The sequence below is a fragment of the Synechococcus sp. Cruz-7E5 genome (assembly GCF_024345995.1).
Classification (GTDB): domain Bacteria; phylum Cyanobacteriota; class Cyanobacteriia; order PCC-6307; family Cyanobiaceae; genus Regnicoccus_A.
On the sequence record NZ_JAGQCE010000007.1, the window covers coordinates 94218 to 113462 of the forward strand.

At 65.2% G+C, this 19245-nt stretch carries 20 protein-coding genes; 8 read left to right on the forward strand and 12 right to left on the reverse strand.

Annotated elements, in window-relative coordinates:
• Positions 1-324 precede the first annotated feature (324 nt).
• Complete coding sequence (locus KBY77_RS09790; protein WP_255103761.1) at positions 325-3120, forward strand: HAD-IC family P-type ATPase; 2796 nt, start codon at positions 325-327, stop codon at positions 3118-3120.
• Between the two features lie 25 nt (positions 3121-3145).
• Here the strand turns inward: KBY77_RS09790 and KBY77_RS09795 are convergent, their stop codons facing one another.
• Genes KBY77_RS09795 through KBY77_RS09825 form a run of 7 tightly spaced genes read right to left on the reverse strand, consistent with a single transcriptional unit; the run spans position 3146 to position 7200 of the window.
• On the reverse strand, positions 3146-3805 hold the full coding sequence (locus KBY77_RS09795) for a Na(+)/H(+) antiporter subunit B (RefSeq protein WP_255103764.1): 660 nt from the start codon (positions 3803-3805) through the stop codon (positions 3146-3148).
• A complete protein-coding gene (locus KBY77_RS09800; protein WP_255103767.1) occupies positions 3802-4332 on the reverse strand; it encodes a hydrogenase subunit MbhD domain-containing protein in 531 nt (176 codons plus the stop codon). The genes KBY77_RS09795 and KBY77_RS09800 overlap by 4 nt, the downstream gene beginning before the upstream one ends.
• On the reverse strand, positions 4329-4571 hold the full coding sequence (locus tag KBY77_RS09805) for a monovalent cation/H(+) antiporter subunit G (RefSeq protein ID WP_399212638.1): 243 nt from the start codon (positions 4569-4571) through the stop codon (positions 4329-4331). The genes KBY77_RS09800 and KBY77_RS09805 overlap by 4 nt, the downstream gene beginning before the upstream one ends.
• A gap of 35 nt (positions 4572-4606) precedes the next feature.
• A complete protein-coding gene (locus KBY77_RS09810; RefSeq protein ID WP_255103773.1) occupies positions 4607-4855 on the reverse strand; it encodes a hypothetical protein in 249 nt (82 codons plus the stop codon).
• Entirely contained in the window at positions 4852-5292 is a 441-nt protein-coding gene (locus tag KBY77_RS09815; protein WP_255103775.1) for a sodium:proton antiporter, read from the reverse strand. The genes KBY77_RS09810 and KBY77_RS09815 overlap by 4 nt, the downstream gene beginning before the upstream one ends.
• Complete coding sequence (locus tag KBY77_RS09820) at positions 5289-6809, reverse strand: proton-conducting transporter membrane subunit (protein WP_255103777.1); 1521 nt, start codon at positions 6807-6809, stop codon at positions 5289-5291. The genes KBY77_RS09815 and KBY77_RS09820 overlap by 4 nt, the downstream gene beginning before the upstream one ends.
• A 10-nt stretch (positions 6810-6819) precedes the next feature.
• Positions 6820-7200, reverse strand: a complete 381-nt coding sequence (locus KBY77_RS09825) for an NADH-quinone oxidoreductase subunit K (protein WP_255103779.1) — start codon at positions 7198-7200, stop codon at positions 6820-6822.
• 534 nt (positions 7201-7734) lie between these two features.
• Here KBY77_RS09825 and gltS point away from each other — a divergent pair.
• Positions 7735-8928 carry a sodium/glutamate symporter gene (gene gltS / locus KBY77_RS09830; RefSeq protein WP_255103781.1) on the forward strand — a complete coding sequence of 398 codons (1194 nt, stop codon included), beginning with the start codon at positions 7735-7737 and terminating at the stop codon, positions 8926-8928.
• An 80-nt stretch (positions 8929-9008) separates the two neighbouring features.
• Here gltS and KBY77_RS09835 read toward each other — a convergent pair whose 3' ends face one another.
• Positions 9009-9179, reverse strand: coding sequence for a hypothetical protein (locus tag KBY77_RS09835; RefSeq protein WP_255103783.1), 171 nt, complete (start codon positions 9177-9179; stop codon positions 9009-9011).
• A gap of 145 nt (positions 9180-9324) precedes the next feature.
• Between KBY77_RS09835 and KBY77_RS09840 the strand changes: the two genes are divergently transcribed.
• A complete protein-coding gene (locus KBY77_RS09840; RefSeq protein ID WP_255103786.1) occupies positions 9325-9954 on the forward strand; it encodes an HdeD family acid-resistance protein in 630 nt (209 codons plus the stop codon).
• 16 nt (positions 9955-9970) lie between these two features.
• Entirely contained in the window at positions 9971-12235 is a 2265-nt protein-coding gene (locus KBY77_RS09845; RefSeq protein ID WP_255103788.1) for an AAA family ATPase, read from the forward strand.
• A 62-nt stretch (positions 12236-12297) separates the two neighbouring features.
• On the opposite strand, the gene KBY77_RS09850 is transcribed toward KBY77_RS09845, so the two are convergent.
• Both KBY77_RS09850 and KBY77_RS09855 read right to left on the reverse strand, forming a co-directional pair.
• The gene (locus KBY77_RS09850; protein ID WP_255103791.1) at positions 12298-12993 is read right to left on the reverse strand and encodes an alpha/beta hydrolase; all 696 of its coding nucleotides are present in this window, start codon (positions 12991-12993) and stop codon (positions 12298-12300) included.
• 84 nt (positions 12994-13077) lie between these two features.
• Positions 13078-13590, reverse strand: coding sequence for a hypothetical protein (locus KBY77_RS09855; protein WP_255103793.1), 513 nt, complete (start codon positions 13588-13590; stop codon positions 13078-13080).
• Between the two features lie 64 nt (positions 13591-13654).
• Here KBY77_RS09855 and bcp point away from each other — a divergent pair, with 64 nt between their 5' ends.
• The gene (gene bcp, locus KBY77_RS09860; RefSeq protein WP_255103795.1) at positions 13655-14122 is read left to right on the forward strand and encodes a thioredoxin-dependent thiol peroxidase; all 468 of its coding nucleotides are present in this window, start codon (positions 13655-13657) and stop codon (positions 14120-14122) included.
• Here bcp and KBY77_RS09865 read toward each other — a convergent pair.
• The gene (locus KBY77_RS09865) at positions 14070-14870 is read right to left on the reverse strand and encodes a type III pantothenate kinase (RefSeq protein WP_255103797.1); all 801 of its coding nucleotides are present in this window, start codon (positions 14868-14870) and stop codon (positions 14070-14072) included. The two genes, bcp and KBY77_RS09865, sit on opposite strands and share 53 nt — an antisense overlap.
• 3 nt (positions 14871-14873) lie before the next feature.
• Positions 14874-15623: a phosphoadenylyl-sulfate reductase gene (locus tag KBY77_RS09870; protein WP_255103799.1), complete on the reverse strand. Its 750-nt coding sequence runs from the start codon at positions 15621-15623 to the stop codon at positions 14874-14876.
• Positions 15624-15698: 75 nt separating this feature from the next.
• Between KBY77_RS09870 and KBY77_RS09875 the strand changes: the two genes are divergently transcribed.
• The 3 genes from KBY77_RS09875 to hflX are packed head-to-tail and all read left to right on the forward strand — an operon-like array spanning position 15699 to position 19242.
• A complete protein-coding gene (locus KBY77_RS09875) occupies positions 15699-16940 on the forward strand; it encodes an NAD(P)/FAD-dependent oxidoreductase (protein ID WP_255103801.1) in 1242 nt (413 codons plus the stop codon).
• A gap of 11 nt (positions 16941-16951) precedes the next feature.
• Positions 16952-17599 carry an HAD-IA family hydrolase gene (locus KBY77_RS09880; RefSeq protein WP_255103803.1) on the forward strand — a complete coding sequence of 216 codons (648 nt, stop codon included), beginning with the start codon at positions 16952-16954 and terminating at the stop codon, positions 17597-17599.
• Positions 17596-19242, forward strand: coding sequence for a GTPase HflX (gene hflX, locus KBY77_RS09885; protein WP_255103806.1), 1647 nt, complete (start codon positions 17596-17598; stop codon positions 19240-19242). The genes KBY77_RS09880 and hflX overlap by 4 nt, the downstream gene beginning before the upstream one ends.
• Positions 19243-19245: the final 3 nt, after the last annotated feature.

Below are 19245 nucleotides of genomic sequence, written 5' to 3' on the forward strand. Positions count from 1 at the left end.
GATCCCAAACAATTTGAGAAGGTGCGCTCGTCTAGTCAAAACCCCAATTACTGTTGGCCTTCTTAAACCTTGCAGATCAGCTTTTCAGTTATGAATGGGAGTTCGATTGCACTCTGGAGAGCCAGGTCGATGCCTAGTGCCGGATGGCGCAATCTTCGAGATTCAAAGAGCCATCAGGTCAGGTGTTGCCAGAGACAGACTGCTTTCGTGAATTCAGGTTAGTTTGATAGTTGCAAGCTGGGCTTTTTATTTCCCGCTGATTTGATTTCTCGCTGAGTTGATTCCTGTAATCCTTCCCGTTTTACTCACACGTTTTCTCCAGTCATGATCACGTCAAGCAGCGCCATTGATCCAGCAGCCCCGCAGGGATCTTCGCAGGCAATCCCCTGGCACAGCCTTGATCTCTCCAAGGTGCTTGCTCGTATCGATGTCGATCCAGAGCAGGGCCTCTCCAGTACTCAGGCAACACGGCAACAGGAGCGTTTTGGAAAGAATGAGCTCAAAGCCAAGCAGGGCCGCTCTCCTTTATGGATGTTTCTGCTTCAGTTCAAGAATCCTCTTCTTTACATCCTGCTCATTGCTGGTGCCGTGAAGGCCTTCATGGGCTCTTGGATTGAGGCGGGGGTGATCACCGGTGTTGCGGTTCTGAATGCGCTGATCGCCTTCACGCAGGAATCGAAGGCGGAATCTGCCATCAAGGCCTTGGCCTCTTCGGTCACTACTGAGGCTATGGTGCGCCGCAATGGAGAGATGCAGAAGCTTTCCTCTGTAGAACTGGTGCCAGGAGATGTGGTGCTGCTGGCTTCTGGTGACAAAGTGCCGGCCGACATTCGTCTTGTAACAAGTCGCAGCCTGCAGATCAATGAATCAGGCCTCACGGGTGAGTCCGTAGCCGTGGAAAAAGATGCCGATTGCCAGGCCTTAGGTCCGGAAATGCCCCTGGCTGATCGCATCAACATGGCCTATGCAGGCAGCTTCGTCACCTTTGGTCAGGCTGAAGGAATCGTCGTTGAAACGGGACAGAGGACGGAGACCGGTCGAATATCCACATTGATGGATGAAAGCAGCGCCCTGACGACACCGCTTACCCGTAAATTTGAACGCTTCAGCAACCTGTTGCTCAGGGCGATCCTGATAATTGCCATCTTTACCTTCCTTGTCGGCCTGGCCTGGGGGAACACCCCTTTCGATATGTTTCAGGCCGCCGTCGCCCTTGCCGTGAGCGCGATTCCTGAAGGGTTGCCAGCCGTGGTCACCATCACTCTGGCGATCGGTGTTTCACGAATGGCGGAGCGCCACGCCATCGTCCGAAATCTTCCGGCAGTGGAAACACTCGGAAGTGCCACAATCATCTGTTCCGACAAGACCGGAACCCTCACCGAAAATCAGATGACGGTGCAGGCCCTTTATGCCGGCGGTCATCATTATCAATTCACCGGTGATGGTTATGCCCCCAAGGGGGATCTGCTCGATTCCGAAGATGAACTGATCGAGATCCCCATGATGCCGCTGGCCGTTCGAGACTGTTTGCTAGCTGGTGTGCTCTGCAACGATTCTGTTCTGGCCCATGAAGACAAGACCTGGAGCATCGTGGGCGATCCAACGGAAGGCGCTCTGCTGGTCTCCGGTCGCAAGGTAGGCCTGGATCGCGCCCAGCTCACAGAATCGCATCCGCGCCTCGACAGCATCCCCTTCGAGTCCGAGTATCAATATATGGCCACCTTGAATCAGTTCCCTGAGGATGCTGGTCGCTTCATCTGGATGAAGGGATCCGTCGAATCCCTGCTCAAGCGCAGTGATTCCTTCCTTGATCAGGAAGGAGGCGTCCATCCGATCAACAAGGAGCGGCTCCAACAGCAGGCCGACCGCATGGCTTCGAAGGGCCTGCGGGTACTTGCTTTCGCCCAGAAACCCCATGCAGGCAACACGATCGATCACGATGATCTGGCCTCGGGCCTCGTCTTCCTGGGCCTGCAGGGAATGATTGACCCGCCGCGCTCCGAAGCCATCCAATCCATCCGGGCCTTCCACAGCGCCGGCGTCGATGTGAAAATGATCACCGGAGATCACAAGGTCACCGCTGAGGCAATCGCCGATCGCATGAAGCTCAGTCGGCAGGAGATAACCGCGGCCTATAGCGGCCAAGAGCTCTCAGACCTCGAAAAGAACGACTTCGTCAATGCCGCACTTGAGGGAAGCGTCTTTGCCCGGGTCGTTCCTGAGCAGAAGCTGCGCCTGGTTCAGGCCCTGCAGTCCCGCGGTCACGTCGTTGCCATGACCGGTGATGGTGTGAATGATGCCCCCGCCTTGAAACAGGCAGATATCGGCATCGCCATGGGGATCACTGGCACGGAAGTGGCGAAAGAAGCGGCGGATATGGTGCTCACCGACGACAACTTCGCTTCGATCGAAGCGGCCGTGGAGGAAGGCAGGAATGTGTTCCAAAACCTGATGAAGGCGCTGGCTTTCCTGTTGCCGGTCAACGGTGGTCTGGCTGCAAGCGTCTTTCTGAGCGTCATGGTTGGACGCGGCCAGTCCCTGCCGATTCAGCCGCTTCAGGTGCTCTGGATCAACATGATCATCTCGATCACGATGACGATTCCCATCGCGTTCGAGCCCAAGCCCTACGACCTGATGGAGCGCCCGCCCCGCTCTCCCCAGCAGCCCCTGCTGTCGCGACCCCTGCTCGTAAGGATCGCTTTGATATCCACGCTCAACCTGATCTTCATCTTCGGCGTCTTCGCCTGGATCCGCGATACCAACGGCGATCTGATCCTGGCCCGCACGATGGCCATCCAGACACTGGTCACAGGCCTGGTGATCTATCTGTTCAGCCTCAGCCAGTTCTGGGCCTCACTGGTCGCACGGCTGCGGGGACGCAAGGTGGTTCTGGGGAACTTCTCACGCATCGGCTTCGGCATCCTTGCCGCCTTCCTGCTGCAGGTGATGTTCAGTCAGTGGCGCGTGATGAATCTGCTGTTCGAGACCACGCCGATGAATGCAAACCAATGGCTCGCTTGTTTCGGTCTGGCCACGCCGATGCTGCTGGTGTCCCTGCTCGCCAACCGCTGGCCTGTCAACTGGGTCCCTCCCCAGCGCACCTTCTCGGGAGCTGGCTGAGCCGCACAAAGCTGGCCCTAGCCCCTCAGAGCAGGCCCCGATAGCGCACGAACAGCTGCACCATCGTCCAGGATCCCAGGGTCACCTTGATGGCCATCAGCACGTTGAGCAGCGGGATCCAGCCGCCGCTCTCCACCGTGCCGAACCCGCCACTCGCTGGCACGATGTCCTCCAAGCTGAGCAAGGCAAGGGCGATGAAGGCCAGCACCGCCAGCTTTTCCCACAGATCGGCGTGGACTTTCCTGTAGAACCGATCCGCCAGCCTTGCCGAGCCGCTGATCACCACCAGGCCGAAGGCCGTGCCGCCCGCCACACCGGCCGCGAAGCCCCCTCCGGGGGTGAGATGGCCCCGCAGCGCCAGCTCCACCGCCACCATGGCGGCCACAGTTGCGCCGAGTCGGCAGAGCACCACCGAAGCCGTATCGCTCAAGGCCTCGATCTGCCGCTCCGGGCGCGTGTCGCTGAGCAGCCAGCGCACCCCCAGCGAAGCCAGGGTGAACACCACCACCTCGCCGATGGTGTCGTAGAGGCGGGCCTGCAGGATCACGGCGGAGACCGTGTTCGGGATGCCGCTCTGACTCACCAGCAGCCTGATCACTTGGGCCGAGTCGACTGGGGTGGCCCTGACGGCGAGCAGGGGAGCCAGGCAGAGGATGAACCCAGCGATCAGGTAGAGGGGCTTCAAGGGTCGGTCTCGTTGCTGAGCGCATCGATCGGGCCGATCTCCCCGCCCCAGTGCTTCCAGCGGCTGGCCCCCTCCAGGGCCAGCAACTGTTGCCGGAGCTGGTCATTGCGCAGCCGCAGCCTTCGGCTGCCGATCAGCTCACCGTGCAGATCACCGGCCATCCCTGGCTTTGAGGTCCCCTTCGCAGCCAAGGGCACCAGCTGAAGGCGCAACCGGGCCTGCTTCAGCCAGCTGGCCAGCAGTTCCGCCGCCGCATCTTCCACAGGTTCATCAGTTGGCACAGCTAGACGCAGCACCATTGAGGAGCGCAGCGCCACGGCGTAGAGGGTGGTGGACAGCAGGGTGCCCACCATCGCCTCGGTGAGGGCCACGTCCGCCGCCCCCAGCAGGACGTAGACAAGGGCGGCCACCACCCCCAGCACCCCCCGCAGGATCAACACCTGGTACGGGTCGGCTCGGCTCACCAGCATCATGGCCGTCAACGGCAGCAGTGCCGTGACCGGCAGCAACAAGTAAAGGTCGTTCACTGGGAGCCGCGTCGCGGTCGCGGCTGGGAGCAGGCCGCCAGGACGTAGCCCATGATGGTGTTCCAGATCACGAGCATCAGCAGCGCAATGGTCAACAGAGGCCATTCCCGCGGCAGTTTGAGCAGCAGACCCACCAGAACCAGCGCCGAGCCCATGTTGTCGGCCACCGAGAGGTTGTGCAGCTTGCTCAGGTAGCTGGCCAGCCCGAGCAGGGGCCAGCTTCCCCAGAACCAGAACATCAGGCCCAGACCGATCAGCAGCAGACTGAGCACGTTCAAGGCTCGCTTCCCCAGAGCAGGTTGGCCAGCAGCATGAGCCCGGCGTTGCCCACACTGAGGATGATGACGCCCACCAGGCCAATCATCCAGTCGTCGCGCACCACCGATACCACCAGCATCAACACCGCAACTTTGGTGGAGAGGCTGGTAAGGCCGGCCAGCAAATGCCAGACATCGTTGCTGCGGCCAGCCACGGCGATCGGAATCAGCAGCGCCAACACCATGCAGTACATAAGGGCGGTCATGGTTCCAGGGGCTCCGGAGCGACAGGCTGCTGGTTGGGTTCGAGCCGATGCAGGCGGTAACGGCGACCATCACCGCTCATTCCCAGCACGAGCGTCAGGGGTGTGAAGTTGATCCGGAAGATTTCCAGGAACACCAACAGTCCGTGGAGGCCCCGCGCCCGGCCCCGCCCCACCGGCTCGCTGGCCGGAGTCTCCACCAGCCGCTCCTGCCCGTGGCGGACCCGCATCATGCGGAAGGCTTCGGCGTAGCCCTGGGGAATCACCCGCAGGGTGCGGCCCACTGCTACCGCCAGCTGCCGCGGGGTCAGCCCAGGGCCGCGATGGCTGGGCAGCAGGAGAGCCACGATCAGGCCGATCGCCAGGTTCACAGGTCGTAGATCGGCGGTCAGCAGGCACCACAGCAGCAGACGGAACGCAATGGTGAGAAAAGGTGTCATCGGCTCAGCAGCAGCACCAGCGCAGCCCCGACCAGAACGGCGCCGCCGAGCAGATCATCGAAGCCCTCCAGATCGGGCAGACGGTACCCATCGTTGCCTGTGGGCCACAGCCGCTGCAGGCCCGCTCCGGCGAGCAGCAGGCCAGCCGACTTGAGCAGGGCATCGGTCATACCCTGGCCGATCAGGGCTTTCCAGGCCTCCAGGGCCCAGGGGGTGACATTCAGCAGCAGCAGCGCCGTCACCAGCAGCAGTGCCCCCGGCGAGGCGGGTTGCCCCTCCTCCGCCTCGTCGGCATTGCCGGGCAGGAGCCAGAGGCGGGCATAGACGGCTGCCGTACCCACCGAGAGGAGAAGCAGGGCTATGGGCAGCAAGTCCGCAGCTTGCAGCCCGGCTTTCGGGCCAGCGAGGGCCACGCTCAGCTGCTCCTTGGCCAGAAAACCGAGCAGGGGGGGGGCCCCGGCGATCGAAAGCGAGGCCAGCAGCAGTGGAGCCCCGTGCCGCCATGGCAACGCCTGGGCGCGCCAGCCGTCGAGCGAAACCACGGGCAGCCGCGCACTGACCAGGAACAACGCCGCCTTGGCCAGACCGTGGGCCAGGGCATAGAACCCACCCACGGCCGGCACTAGCAGCACCATGCCCATCTGGGAGATGGTGCTCCAGGCCAGCAGCCGCTCCACCCGGCGTTCGGCCAGGGCAAAGACCAGGCCCAGCAGGGCACTGGCAAGACCGATCCAGCGCAGCAGGGGGCCCACACTCTCCACCGCCGCCGCGATGCGCAGCAGGGGAGCGAGACCGGCGCACACCACTCCGCCAGAGATCAAGGCGGAGACGGCGGCCGGGGACACGGCGTTGGTGCGGGGCAGCCACAGCCCGGAGATGAACACTTCGGCCTTGGTGAAGAGGGCCACCAGCAGCAGCGCCAGGGCCATGCCACTGCTCTGCTCCAGTCCCTGCAGCGCGAAGCTGCTCTGTTCGCGGTACACGAGCGCCGCACCGAGCAGGTACAGAAGCATCACGCTGTTGCCGATCAGCAGATAACGCAGACCGATCCAGAGCTGGGGGGGGCGATTGCCCTGCACCAGCAGCAGAAAGGTGCTGATCCCCACCACCTCCTGAGCCACATAGATGCTGATCAGATCACTGGCCACGATTGCCGAATCGATCCCGCCCTGCAGCAGCAGCAGCAACAGCAGAAAGGGCTTGTCCGGAGCGCGGCCCCAGCCCTCCAGCAGCACTGCCGCGCTCACCAGGGCCGTCAGCAGGAGCAACGGCGAGGCGAGCTGATCGAGTTGCAGGCGTACCCCGAACGGCCCGAGCAGGAGCAGATCCGACGGCAGCCAGCCCTGCCAGGCCGCCAGGGCCATCGCCAGCGTGGTGGCCACCACCAAGAGGATCAGGGGTCGCCCCAGCCGCGGAACCAAGGCCGCCAGGAACGCCGCCAGGAAGGGCAGCAGCAGCCACGCGATAGTCAGGTCCGAACCACTCGGGTTCCAGGACATCAGGGAAAGGGGAGACATTTTGGGCCCCTCAGTCGCGGCCCAACTGATCGAGCCGGCCCGCTTCAAGGCTGGGATCCACGCTGGCCAGACGGGTGATCGCCACCAGCAGCAGCGCCTGAATCGAGAGGCCTATCACCACAGCGGTGAGGATCACGGCCTGGGGGATCGGATCGGCCCAGTCGTTGTCGCCGGGAAACACCACACTGCCGTCGAGAATCGGGGTGCGAAAGCCGCCGCGGGCAGAAACGAGCACGAAGAAGGAGATCACCCCGGTGCCCATCACATCCATTCCCATCACCTTGAGGAAGAGGCTGCGGCGCAGCAGCAGACCCAGCAGGCCCGTGAACACGGTGAGCAGCATCAGCGCCTCCATCACCACAAAGCCATCGATGGCATCAACGATGGCCATGAATTCCCAGTCATTGCGGAAGATCCTCAATCTATCGAGGACTTCTTCCGCACTGAGCAGCGCACCTCACTGCCAGGGTCTCTCCTTCACAACCTTGTCCCACCGAAATGGGACGGATGAAGCGCTGACCCCCCTGGCCAGCCAACTCGCCGCCCGCTCCCAAGATCGGCAGAGCGGCTCCTGGTCAATGGCCGGCTATGGGCAGCCTTCAACGGAAGGTTGGATCCCCTCGATCAGCGCCGGCTGGGGCCACGACCGGTTCGCGTTCACCAGCCATCAGATGGCGGTGCGGACTCCGGCCTCGCCTTAGAACTGGCCACTCGGATCCGTCTGCGCGATATCTTCAGCGTCACGCCTGCCCTGCACTGGCTCACCCTGCGTTCGCCGCAAACGGACCATTCCGCCAGCCTCAGCGTGTGGGCCGCGCTGCTTCGCGCCAACCGTTGCTTCTGATCGCGTGGAGTAAGCTCCCTGCCAACAGGTTCGTTTCCACCCAGCTCACCGAAGATGAACGTTGTGGATGGAACGATTGAGGTGCAGTCGTTCCTTACGGTGACCCTGGGGATTCTCGTTCTTTTCCTCGGTAAGAATCTCAACAGTCGCTTCCGATTCCTACGGGAATTCACCATTCCGGAGCCCGTAAGTGGCGGCCTGCTGGTGGCTCTGCTGATCACCCTGCTGCATTTCGCCTTCGGATTTGAGATCAACTTCGGCATGCGGGCCCGTGATGTGCTGCTCGTTTACTTCTTCACCACGGTGGGCATGAATGCCAGCTTCGCCGACCTGCGCCGTGGTGGCCGCTCCCTGGTGGTCCTGCTGGTGCTGAGCATCGTGCTGATGGTGGCGCAGAACCTGCTGGGAATCGGCCTGGCCCGCTGGAGTGGATTGCCGGCCGCCACCGGACTGCTGGTCGGCACGGTGTCGTTGATCGGCGGCCATGGCACCACCATCGCCTGGGCTCCGAAGTTCGCCTCCGGACACGGCGTGGCCAACGCCCTGGAGCTCGGCATTGCGGCCGCCACCTTCGGCCTGATCATCGCCAGTGCCACTGGAGGACCCATCGCCCAATACCTGATCCGCCGCCACCGTCTGGCAACTCCCGGCTCCGAGGAGACGCCCGTGCAGGCAAGCCCGAGGGGCGGCGGGGAGGTGATGGGTCACCTCGATTTTCTGGGAGCGGTGCTGGCGATCAACATCTGCATCATCCTCGGCTCGATTCTGCAGAAGCTGATGCGCGACCTCGGGCTGTTCCTGCCATTGTTCGTGCCCTGCCTGATCGTGGGCATCCTGCTCAGCAACCTGCTGCCCAGGCAAGGGCCGAAGGCAGGGTTCCGCTGGCCCTCCAGAACACCGGCCCTGGACCTGATCGCCGAGATCTCACTCGGGGCGTTCCTGGCGATGTCCCTGATGGCCTTGCAGTTCTGGACGCTGGTGGATCTGGCGGGGCCCCTGCTGCTGATCCTGATCGCCCAGTTCCTGCTGGCCCTGGTGATCAATCTTTTCTTGGTGTTTCCGCTGCTCGGTGGCACCTACGACGCCGCTGTGATCGCCGCGGGCTTCGGCGGCATCTCGCTGGGCTCCACCCCCACCGCCATGGCCAACATGACGGCGGTGACCCAACGATTCGGGCCTTCGTACAAGGCCTTCATCGTGCTGCCGCTGGTGTCGGCGTTCCTCATCGATCTGTTCAACGCCGTGCTGATCCCCTTCTTTCTGCGCCGCCTCTGAGCCTGCCGCCGCCATCCGGCGCTGCCTTCAGCGGCTCAGCCACCCCCGGCCATCGGCGTCGCTCTCCACCCGTGGGGCGATCACGCAGATCTCAGGTTCGCTCTAGGTTGTTGGCGCCGCCCAGCCCCAGTCCCCATCACCTTGAGGAAGAGGCTGCGGCGCAGCAGCAGACCCACCAGGCCCGTGAACACGGTGATCAGCAGCAATGCCTCCATCACCCGAAAGCCATCAATGGCACCAACGATGACCATGGAGTAGCAGACACTGCCAAGAAGCCGGCACGTACGGGGCCTTGATTCGCTACCAAGCCACCCAGCGCGTCAATCTCAGACCATGACGGGGAAGGCACGGCAACTTTTCCCTTGCCTACGTTGCCAAGGATGTGTCCAGGGTCTTATGCCTTCCGGCGCCACCTTCAACTCTCCCGACGCGGAGGATTCCTCGTGCCTTCCCCTGGATCGCACAGCGGCCGAAGCGGGCCGGCTCCAGGGCCTCACCCAGGCCGAGGGAATCATCATGATCGTGCTGGGGCTTCTGGCCCTCAGCTTTCCTGTGGTGGCTTCAGCCTCCGTCACCGTGATGGTGGCGATCGCCTTCCTGGTGGGGGGCCTCATGGGCTGGATCGACAACCTCTCCAGGGCCCGACGCCTCGGCCGCTGGCACTGCTTCTGGAGGCTGGTGGTGTCCACCCTCTTCCTGGTCACCGGCATCTGGATGCTGCTGCAATTCAAATCCGGGGTGGTTCCTGCCGCCCTGCAGGTGAAGGCGCTGGCCACAGCACTCGGCCTGGTGTTCCTTGTGGAGGGGGGCGTGATGGCGATCGTCTCCCTCACCCACCGCACCACCAGGGGCTGGGGATGGGGGCTGGCCAACGGCATCGTCACCCTCGCTCTTGGCTTGCTGATCCTGACGATGAGCCCGGCCAGCCTGCTCTCGGTGATCGGTCTGCTGGTGGGTATCAGCTTCCTGTTCAGCGGGTTTGACCTGCTGGCCTTCAGCTCCCGCTTCCATCCACGGGTGGAGTGAGCCTGGGCGCGCGACGGTGAGTGACCTGTTCAGCCATCAGGGAGAGATCAACCGTCAGGCGCTCGCACCCCTGGCCGACCGTCTGCGGCCACGCAACCTTGAGGAATTCGTCGGGCAGGAGGAGATCCTCGGCCCGGGGAGGCTGCTGCGGCGGGCCATCCGCGCCGATCGGGTGGGCAACCTGATCCTGCACGGCCCGCCAGGAGTGGGCAAGACCACCCTGGCGCGGATCATCGCCAGCAGCACCCGAGCCCATTTCACCAGCCTCAATGCGGTGCTGGCCGGGGTCAAGGACCTGCGCGTGGAGGTGGAGGCGGCCCGCCAGCGGCTGGAGCGCCACGGCCTGCGCACCCTGCTGTTCATCGATGAGGTGCATCGCTTCAACGTGGCCCAGCAGGACGCCCTGCTGCCCTGGGTGGAGAACGGCACCGTGACTCTGATCGGAGCCACCACAGAAAACCCCTACTTCGAGGTGAACAAGGCCCTGGTGAGCCGCTCGCGGCTGTTCCGCCTGCAATCGCTTGAGCCCCGTGATCTGCGGGTGCTGCTGGATCGGGCCCTCACCGACAGAGAGCGCGGCTATGGCGGCCGGTCGGTGGAGCTGAGCCCCGAGGCCGCTGATCACCTGCTCGATGTGGCGGGCGGTGACGCCCGCAGCCTGCTCAACGCCCTGGAGCTGGCGGTGGAGAGCAGCGCCGCCGATGACACCGGAGTGGTCCGGATCGACCTGGAGATCGCCGAACAATCGATCCAGCAGCGGGCCGTGCTCTACGACAAGCAGGGGGATGCCCATTTCGACACGATCAGCGCCTTCATCAAGTCGCTGCGGGGATCCGACCCCGACGCCGCCCTGTTCTGGCTGGCGCGGATGGTGGAGGCCGGTGAGAACCCGCGCTTCATCTTCCGGCGCATGCTGATCTCCGCCGGGGAAGACATCGGTCTGGCCGACCCCCAGGCGATCGTGGTGGTGGAGGCCTGCGCGTCGGCCTTCGAGCGGGTGGGCTTGCCGGAAGGGCTCTATCCCCTGGCCCAGGCAGCCCTCTACCTGGCCGGTGCCGAAAAGAGCAACAGCCTGCTGGGGTTCTTTGACGCCCTGAAGAGTGTGCGGGCCACCAACCGCCAGGAGGTGCCCTCCCACCTGCGCGACGCCAACCGCGATGGGACGGCCTTCGGCGATGGGGTGGGCTATCGCTACCCCCATGCCTACGCCGAGCATTGGGTGGCCCAGACCTACCTTCCGGCCGCCCTGCAGGGGGAGGTGTTCTGGTTGCCGGGTCAGCTCGGTTGGGAGGGAGGCCTGCAGAGCCGGCTGCAGCGGCGCCGTGCCGCCCAGCTGGCTGCCGCGGCCGAGAGCACCGTTGACTCCGGCCCTCTGCTCAGCAGCGGCCCGGGCGACGCGGAGCTGGAGCGCTGGCTGCAACGCCAGGCAGCAGCGGAGGGGGAGCGGCTCGATCAGCTGCGCCAGCGTTTCTGGCAGGGAGCCGTCTGGAAGCGGCAGGACCGAACCCTGATCCTGGGGGCTCGCTCCCTGCTCTGGGCCCTGGATCCCCTGGAGAACTGTCCGGAGGGGGGCGTGCTGATCAGCGTTGATACCGCAGCGGATCAACAGCGCCTGCAGGCCCAGAGCCAGCTGCTCGACAGCCTGCGCAGCCCCCGGCTGCTGCTGCTGGAGCCCACAAGACCAGAGAGCCTGAGCGAAGTGATGGAACCAGGCGAGCGCTTCGAGTGGCTGGTGGGGCGTTCGCCCTTCCAGGGACAGCCGCCTGCGGTTTGGCATCAGTGGCTGGAGGAGCTGGATCGGCTGGCCAGCCCCAGGGCGCAGTGGCGCCTGCTGCTGAGTTGGCCGTTGCTTGGTCCCGCCGGGGCGCTGGCGGAACTGCTGAGCAGGCCTGGGGGCTCAGGTGCTGCCCTGGCCGACGCGACCTTGCCTGAACTGCTGCAGCGGGTCAGCCGCGAAGAAGAAGCCTGGCTCACGCCAGTGCCAGGCTCAGCCGAGTTGACGGCAGCTCTGGAGGCGCTGAACTGGCAGGTGGAGCTCGAGAGCTGGCAGGAATCGCTGACCCTGGAGCTGAGCGAGATCACCTGCCAGAGGTGGTTCGGCCCGGGTGCGGCCTACCGAAGCCGGCTTGAGGCCGTGATCAACGGTGCGGAAATCGCCAGGATGGAAGCTGGGTTCCGAAGTCAGATCAGGGTGTTGCTGCCCCAGCGACTGGGCCACCAACGCCTGATCGCCCACCGCTTGAAATCTCAGCGGACGGGGCCAGCCAGGGCCAGCCCATGAAAAAACCCCGGCTTTGCCGGGGTTGAGATCAACAATTCCTGGCCGGAACCAGGAAGTGATTGTCACCAGAGGCCGCGAATGGGCTCGGCCTCAGGGATGGGGGTGAAGGTAGGCGCGGGGGCGGTGCGCACCTGAGCCACGGGATCCGTCATCTGGTTTGCCTGGATGCAGGCCGGCAGGAAGACATACCAGGACAGCAGGGAGGTGCACTGGGCTTCACCCTGGCACTTGCCTTCGGCACAGATGTTCTGCTTGCCGTCGTAGGTGCCGCAGGTGTCAGCCAGACGGAAGTCGGTGGGCAGGGCAGCCATGATGCCGGCCGAGGAGATGGAGCCATCGGCGGCGTCGGCGATGATCGCGCCACGCAGGCCCTGAACGGCGTAGGTCGACATCGACCAGTAGGGGAAGTAGCTGCGGGTCTGGTTCTTGAGGAACTTGACGCCAGCATCGGAGTACAGGAAGCGGGTCACACCCACCACATCGACGCTGTAGCTCTTGGCAAGACCGGTGCGGAGTTCGCTGGCCGTCCAGCCAGAGCGGGAAATTCCGCCGGCGAGACCGCGATCGACCACATCACCGTCTTCGATGAACGTTTTGAACGCATCCAGGTTGGTGGACCACACGGCACCGCCGGTGTTCCAGCGCACAGGAAGGTCGTTGTCCACAGCTGCCGAAGCGGGCAGAGCTGTGGCTGAGAAAGCGGCTCCAGCAAGGAGACCGGCGGCAAGACGCTTCAGCACGGGATAGCGAAGACACATCTCCATCAACCTAGACAGGTGAGTTGCACTTGCCAACAACTTGCTGTGCCAATGAAGACAGACCTTCGGCTGGCCCACTCCTGCCTACCCCTCAGGGGTGGGGCGAAGGCGCCTGAGGCTGCCGAGCGGGCGCCATCCCGGCGGGCAACCGAGACGGTCGGAAGTAAAGGGAAAAGCTCCCGGCTTGCCCTCTCCGCGGCAGACCACCCCTCGCGGCACGCTTTCGATGGCCTCCACCCGCGCCACATAGGTCTCCTTGCCCGTTCGCGGGGTGAGCCTCAGCTGGGCGCTCTGGTCCTCCACCTTCAGATCGGCCTTCATATCCTGGGGGACTTCAAGGCCCAGCACATCGAGATAGCCGCTGAAGCCCCCCCAGAAGTAACGGGTGATCTGGGCGCCAACGAAGCGGTTCAGCAGCAGGGCCGCCTGCTGACGCTGATCCAGCAGGGCCTCCTGGGCCTCGAGATCGGCCAACACAACGGACGCTGATGTCCCCGGGCGGCTGGCCAGGGGCGGCTGCAGGGTCAGCTGGACCAGACCGGCGACACCAATCAGCGCCAGCAGGGTGGAGACGCCGAGGCGAAGAGCGAGGGCCATCGGGCTTCGGGAGATCGTCCGACCCTACCGGCGACCTAAGTTCAATTCTCGAAATCGTCGACCCATGACGCTGCAGATCGGAGACTCGGCCCCCGCATTCACCCTTCCCGACCAGAACGGCACATCCGTGTCGCTGGCCGACCTGCGTGGACAGCGGGTGGTTCTCTACTTCTATCCAAAGGACGACACACCGGGCTGCACCAAGGAAGCCTGTGGTTTTCGCGACCAGTGGGCCAGCTTCGAGCGGCACGGCATCAAGGTGCTGGGCATCAGCAAGGACGCAGCCGGCAGCCACACCAAGTTCATCGCCAAGTATCAGCTGCCCTTCACCCTGCTCAGTGATCCAGAGCCCTGTGAGGTGGCCGCGGCCTACGACAGCTACGGGCTCAAGAAGTTCATGGGCCGCGAATTCATGGGGATGATGCGCCACACCTTCGTGGTCGACCCTGAAGGGAAGCTGGAGCGCATCTATTGGAAGGTCAAGGCAGAGGAGATGGCCCAACAGATCCTCTCGGATCTGGGTCTGAGCTGAGGGCCACCATTGCCTTCATCGCCAGCTCCGGTGCCAGCTCGAAAGGAACCTGCTCCTGCCGCAGCAGCGGGGCGAGCCCCGGGGCGTCCCCCCCGGTGAGCCAGAGCGAGGTGGGCTCCAGCCGCTGCAAGTCGCGCCAGGCCTGGGCCACAGCCGCCGCCAATCCCAGCAGGCACCCCACCCGCATCGCCTGCTCCGTTTCGGTCGGCCAGGGGTCCATCACCTCGACGAGAGGTCCCAACCCGTCAGGCCCTGGTACCAGCAGCGGCAGCAGCGCCGTCGTCCGCCCCAGAGAGCTGATCTGGGTGCTCACTCCAGGCTGAAGCCGCCCTCCCGCGAAGTTGCCCGTCGCCCCGACCCGGGTGAGGCTGAGGGCCGTGCCCGCATCGGCCACCAGCACGGCCCCTCCCCCCCGCTGGACCTGGCACCGCCAGGCCTGCCAGCCCACCAGAGCTCGATCGATGCCCAACCAGGGAGGGATCTGCTGCAGGGGCACCCGCTCGAGCCGCAGGCGTCGGCTCTCCAGTTGCTCGAGCCGACGGCTGCCTTCCTGCCCCTGAATGGGCAGTGGGCCGACGGCTGCCCAGGCCCGCAGCCGGTTCCACGGCACCACGGCCAGATCAGGGGGGGGCGGGCCATGGCTGAAGTGCAGTGCAGCCGTCCCAGGTTCTGCGGCGGTCTCGGCCAAGGCCTCAGCCCAGTGCCAACGGCTGTTGCCGATCAACAACCAGAGATCGCCGGCACCCACCGCTCAGATGCCCTCCCCCATCACTCCCGGCAGATGAATGCCGCATTCCTGCTTCAGCCCTCCGAAGCGGCTGGAGCGGCCGTCACCATCGTCAGGGCGACTGGAGTGCCAGTCGCCCACGCTGGAGTAACCCTGCTCAAACAGCGGGTGCTGGGGCAAGGCATGGTTCTCCATGTAATAGAAGACCTGGCGCGGGCCCCAGGAGAGCAAGGGTCGAAGCGACCAGCGCCCACGCACCTCACCAAGCGGGGCCATGCCGCCGCGATGATCGGTCTGGCCACCGCGCACCCCACTGGCCCAGCAGTGAACCCCCAGCTCCTGGAAGAGTCGATCAAGGGGTTCCACCTTGCGTAACCGGTGGTAGGTCTGCAGGTCCTCCACCCGACCGGTTTCCCATAGGCGACCGTAGAGAGCCTCCATCCGGGCCGGGGAGAGATCCGCCTGTGCCACCTTCAGATTCAGGTTGAGGGCAGTGCAGAGCCTGTCGGCATAGAGATAGGTTTCGCTGGGCAGGTAGCCCGTGTCCACCCAGAGCACGGGAATCCGCTCACTGAGGCGACTGGCCATGTGCAGGAGCACGGCCGACTGGATCCCGAAACTGGTGGTGAGCGCAAACCCTTCGCCGAAGGTTTCATACCCCCAGGCCAACTGCCCAGCAGCATCGAGGGGCTCCAGATGGCGCCGTGCCGGTTCCGGCTCGATGGTCCGGCCCAGCCGATCCGTCGGCAACGGGGTCGTGGTGAGGCTGGTCATGGCACCCATCATCTCCTCCGGGGCAACATCGCTGGTTAGGGTTCGAACAACCCGAGACGGCAAGGCCTTTCGCCCATGGAAGAGCCCAGCAGGAGCCAGGCCAATCCTTCCCAGCAGGCGCCCGGCTCCACCCGGCCGGTGCTGATTGCCGGTGGCGGCTTCGGCGGGCTTTACACCGCCCTGGCCTTGGCGTCCCACCGTCATCACCCGCCGATCCTGCTGGTCGAGCCCCAGGAGCGGTTCCTGTTCCTGCCCTTGCTTTACGAACTCCTCTCCGAGGAATTGCGCGGCTGGGAAGTAGCCCCCCGCTACGACACCCTGCTGGCCAGCCGCGGAGTGGCCTGGCTGCGGGACGGGGTCAGCCGGATTGATGCCAGCTCCTGCTGTGTGACCACCGAGCAAGGCCGAACGCTGCCCTATTCCCGCCTGGTGATCGCCACCGGCAGTCGCGGCACCAGCTACGGCATCCCCGGGGTGGAGGAGCTGGCCATCCCCTTCCGCAGCATGGCCGACGTGGAGCGCCTGCAGGATCTGGTGCAACATCTGCTCAGCCACCCCAGGCCCCTGCAGCGGCTGGCGCTGGTGGGGGCTGGACCCAGCGGGGTCGAGCTGGCCTGCAAACTGGCCGATCTGCTCCGGGGCAGCACCGTGATCGAACTGATCGAGCAGGGCGCCGATCTGCTGCCCCAGGCCCGGGCCTTCAACCGCGAGCAAGCCCGATCGGCGCTGCTGCGCCGTGACATCCGCCTGCGCACCCACACCAGGGTGCTGGCCCTGGAACCCGGCCGCCTGGAGTTGAGGCTCACGGCGGCAGAGGAGGGCAACTGCCGCGAAACCCTGCCGGTGGATGGCGTGATCTGGACCGCTGGGGTGACGGTGGCCCCGCCCCCGATCGAGCCTGCCGCCAATCTCGATGAGCGGGGTCGTCTGCTCTGTGAACCGACCCTGGAGCTGCAGAACAACCCCGGAGTGTTTGCGATCGGGGATGTGGCCCACGTCGCTGATGCTGATGGAGCGCCCTTGGCGGCCACGGCCCAGGTGGCCTTCCAGCAGGCCGACTGCCTGGCGGAGAATCTGCTGCGCTCACTCGAAGGTGAGCCGTTGCAGCCGTTCCGCTGGAAGGATCTGGGCGAGATGATCAGCCTGGGCATCGGCGAGGCCAGCCTCACGGGCATGGGCCTGACGCTGGCTGGACCTGCCGCCTACAGGATCCGCCAGCTCACCTACCTCTCGAGGCTGCCGGGCCTGCCGCATCAGCTCAGGGTGGCCGCAGGCTGGTTGAGCGATCTCGGGCGGCCTCTGATCGCACCTCGATGAGGCACCCCCTGATGACGGGCTCCCCCGCCGCTCTGCTGCTGGATGCGATGGGAACGCTGATCGGCCTGCGCAGCTCGGTGGGCCACACCTACGCGGATGTGGCCCGGCAGCACGGCATGAGCGTGGATCCGGCAGCGATCGATCGGGCCTTCCCCGCCGTGTTGCGCCTGGCTCCCCCCCTGGCTTTTCCTGGCCTGGAGGGCTCGGAGCTGCTGGCAGCAGAGCGGCAATGGTGGGCCAGGCGGATCGAGGACACCTTTCGCGCAACCGCTGGCAACCTGGCCCAGATCGAATTGCCCCCGGAGCTGGCTCTCGAGCTGTTCGATCGCTTCGCCGAACCTGATCTCTGGCAGGTGTACCCCGATGTGATCGGCCCCATGGGCCGCTGGCACCGGGGCGGTCTGCGCCTGGCCGTGGTGAGCAACTTCGACCAGCGCCTTCATGGTCTGCTGGAGGCCCTCGGTCTGGCGGATCTGCTGGAGCTGGTGGTGGTCTCGAGTGCGGCCGGTGCCGCCAAACCAAGTGCACAGCCTTTCCAGCTGGCCCTCGACGGCCTGAAACTCGGGCCCGAGCAGGTCTGGCATGTGGGCGACAGCCCCGAGGATGTGGCGGGTGCCCGGGCGGCTGGAATCACCTGCCTGCGCATCCAGCGTCATTGAAACAGTCCGTCCTCGCCGGCCGCGTCACAGGGCTGCGGCCAGCCCAGAAACGGCGGTTGGAGCGCCTCGCCCAGCGCCGCCACCCGGAGCAGGGAGGCGCCGACCTGCTGGGCCTGCAGCGGCTGGCGGCGGAGGCCCGCGAGCTGGAGCTGCCCCTCAGCCTGGTGGTGGATGGCCGCGGCCTCTGCCGCTTGCTGTGGGTGGGTCCCCTGGAGCAATCGGGCCGGCTGATCGAGCGCCTGCCCGGCTCCGAGCGGCGTCAGGGCCAGGATCTACGGCTGCTCAGCTGCATCGGCCGGGGTCAGTCGCTGGAGCCCCTGGGCAGCGAAGCCCTGGTGGGCATGGATCTGCAACCCCTGTTCTGGTTGCGGTTCAGCGACCGTGCCCGCGCCGGTGGACGCTGGCCCGCTGCCGTTTACGGGCTCAGCCACGAGGAAGCCCAGCCCTGGAGCTGCCGGTTGGAAGGCGAGCTCCCCGACCTCTGTGATCCCGCCATCAACCCCGCCGACACCAGCGACCTGGAAGGGGCTGGGGGGATCAAGCAGACGCAGCAGGGACCGGAGCGGGTGATGCTGCTGGCGCTGGTGAGCGGCGAGGAGAGCGAGAGCCAGCGTGACATCGCCGAACTCGAAGGGCTGGTGCGCAGCGCTGGTGGTCTGCCGGTGGGAGTGGTTCGCCAGAAGCGCCAGCAAGCTGCCCCCCAGACCCTCTGGGGCGAAGGCAAGCTGAGGGAAGCGGCACTGGAAGCCCGCCGGCTGGAGGCCAGCCTGGTGGTGACCGACCGGGAGCTGACGCCGGTGCAGGCCCGCAACCTGGAGCGCCTGCTGGACCTGCCAGTTAGTGACCGCAGCGAGCTGATCCTCGATATATTCGCCCAGCGGGCCGCCAGCAGCGCCGGGCGCCTGCAGGTGGAACTGGCCCAGCTGCGCTATCGGTTGCCCCGGCTGAGCGGACGCGGCCTGAGCCTCTCGCGTCAGGGGGGCGGCATTGGCACCCGCGGGCCGGGCGAGACCCAGCTGGAGAAGGACCGCCGCACCATTGCCCGCCGGATCGAGCGTCTTCAACGCGACGTGGAGCGGCTTGGGGAGCACCGTGCTCGCCTGCGCCAGGGACGGGGTGGGCTGAAACGGCTCGCCCTGGTGGGATACACCAATGCGGGCAAGAGCTCGCTGCTCAACGCCCTGACCCAGCCGGCGGCCGGTGAGGAGGTGCTGGCGGAGAACAAGCTGTTCGCCACCCTGGATCCCACCACCCGCCGGCTGGAGCTGGCAGATGGGAGTGGAGCGGTGCGGCGCATCCTGCTCACTGACACGGTGGGATTCATCCGCGAATTGCCGCCGCCCCTGGCCGAAGCCTTCCGCTCCACCCTGGAGGAAACACTCGAGGCCGATGGGTTGCTGATCGTGGTGGATCTATCCGATCCGGCCTGGCCCGTGCAGCTCAGGACCGTTCACACCATCCTCGATTCCCTCGGCTGCCAGGCCCCCCGCCGCCTGGTGGCCAACCAGATTGATCGCTGCCCTGCCGGCGCCCTGGAGCAGGCCCGATCTTTCGACGCTGATGTGGTGTTCATTTCCGCAACGGCAGGGCTGGGATTGCAGCACCTGCGCGATGTACTGCAAGATTGGCCGCATTCCACATAGGGA

Excerpts from the sequence above, each read along its gene's own strand:
- KBY77_RS09790 (WP_255103761.1), top strand. The coding sequence starts at position 325 with ATGATCACGTCAAGCAGCGCCATTGATCCAGCAGCCCCGCAGGGATCT.
- KBY77_RS09805 (WP_399212638.1), bottom strand. The coding sequence starts at position 4,571 with ATGTTCTGGTTCTGGGGAAGCTGGCCCCTGCTCGGGCTGGCCAGCTAC.
- KBY77_RS09810 (WP_255103773.1), bottom strand. The coding sequence starts at position 4,855 with ATGACCGCCCTTATGTACTGCATGGTGTTGGCGCTGCTGATTCCGATC.
- KBY77_RS09815 (WP_255103775.1), bottom strand. The coding sequence starts at position 5,292 with ATGACACCTTTTCTCACCATTGCGTTCCGTCTGCTGCTGTGGTGCCTG.
- KBY77_RS09820 (WP_255103777.1), bottom strand. The coding sequence starts at position 6,809 with ATGTCTCCCCTTTCCCTGATGTCCTGGAACCCGAGTGGTTCGGACCTG.
- KBY77_RS09825 (WP_255103779.1), bottom strand. The coding sequence starts at position 7,200 with ATGGCCATCGTTGATGCCATCGATGGCTTTGTGGTGATGGAGGCGCTG.
- KBY77_RS09835 (WP_255103783.1), bottom strand. The coding sequence starts at position 9,179 with ATGGTCATCGTTGGTGCCATTGATGGCTTTCGGGTGATGGAGGCATTG.
- KBY77_RS09840 (WP_255103786.1), top strand. The coding sequence starts at position 9,325 with ATGCCTTCCGGCGCCACCTTCAACTCTCCCGACGCGGAGGATTCCTCG.
- KBY77_RS09850 (WP_255103791.1), bottom strand. The coding sequence starts at position 12,993 with ATGTGTCTTCGCTATCCCGTGCTGAAGCGTCTTGCCGCCGGTCTCCTT.
- KBY77_RS09855 (WP_255103793.1), bottom strand. The coding sequence starts at position 13,590 with ATGGCCCTCGCTCTTCGCCTCGGCGTCTCCACCCTGCTGGCGCTGATT.
- bcp (WP_255103795.1), top strand. The coding sequence starts at position 13,655 with ATGACGCTGCAGATCGGAGACTCGGCCCCCGCATTCACCCTTCCCGAC.
- KBY77_RS09870 (WP_255103799.1), bottom strand. The coding sequence starts at position 15,623 with ATGACCAGCCTCACCACGACCCCGTTGCCGACGGATCGGCTGGGCCGG.
- KBY77_RS09875 (WP_255103801.1), top strand. The coding sequence starts at position 15,699 with ATGGAAGAGCCCAGCAGGAGCCAGGCCAATCCTTCCCAGCAGGCGCCC.
- KBY77_RS09880 (WP_255103803.1), top strand. The coding sequence starts at position 16,952 with ATGACGGGCTCCCCCGCCGCTCTGCTGCTGGATGCGATGGGAACGCTG.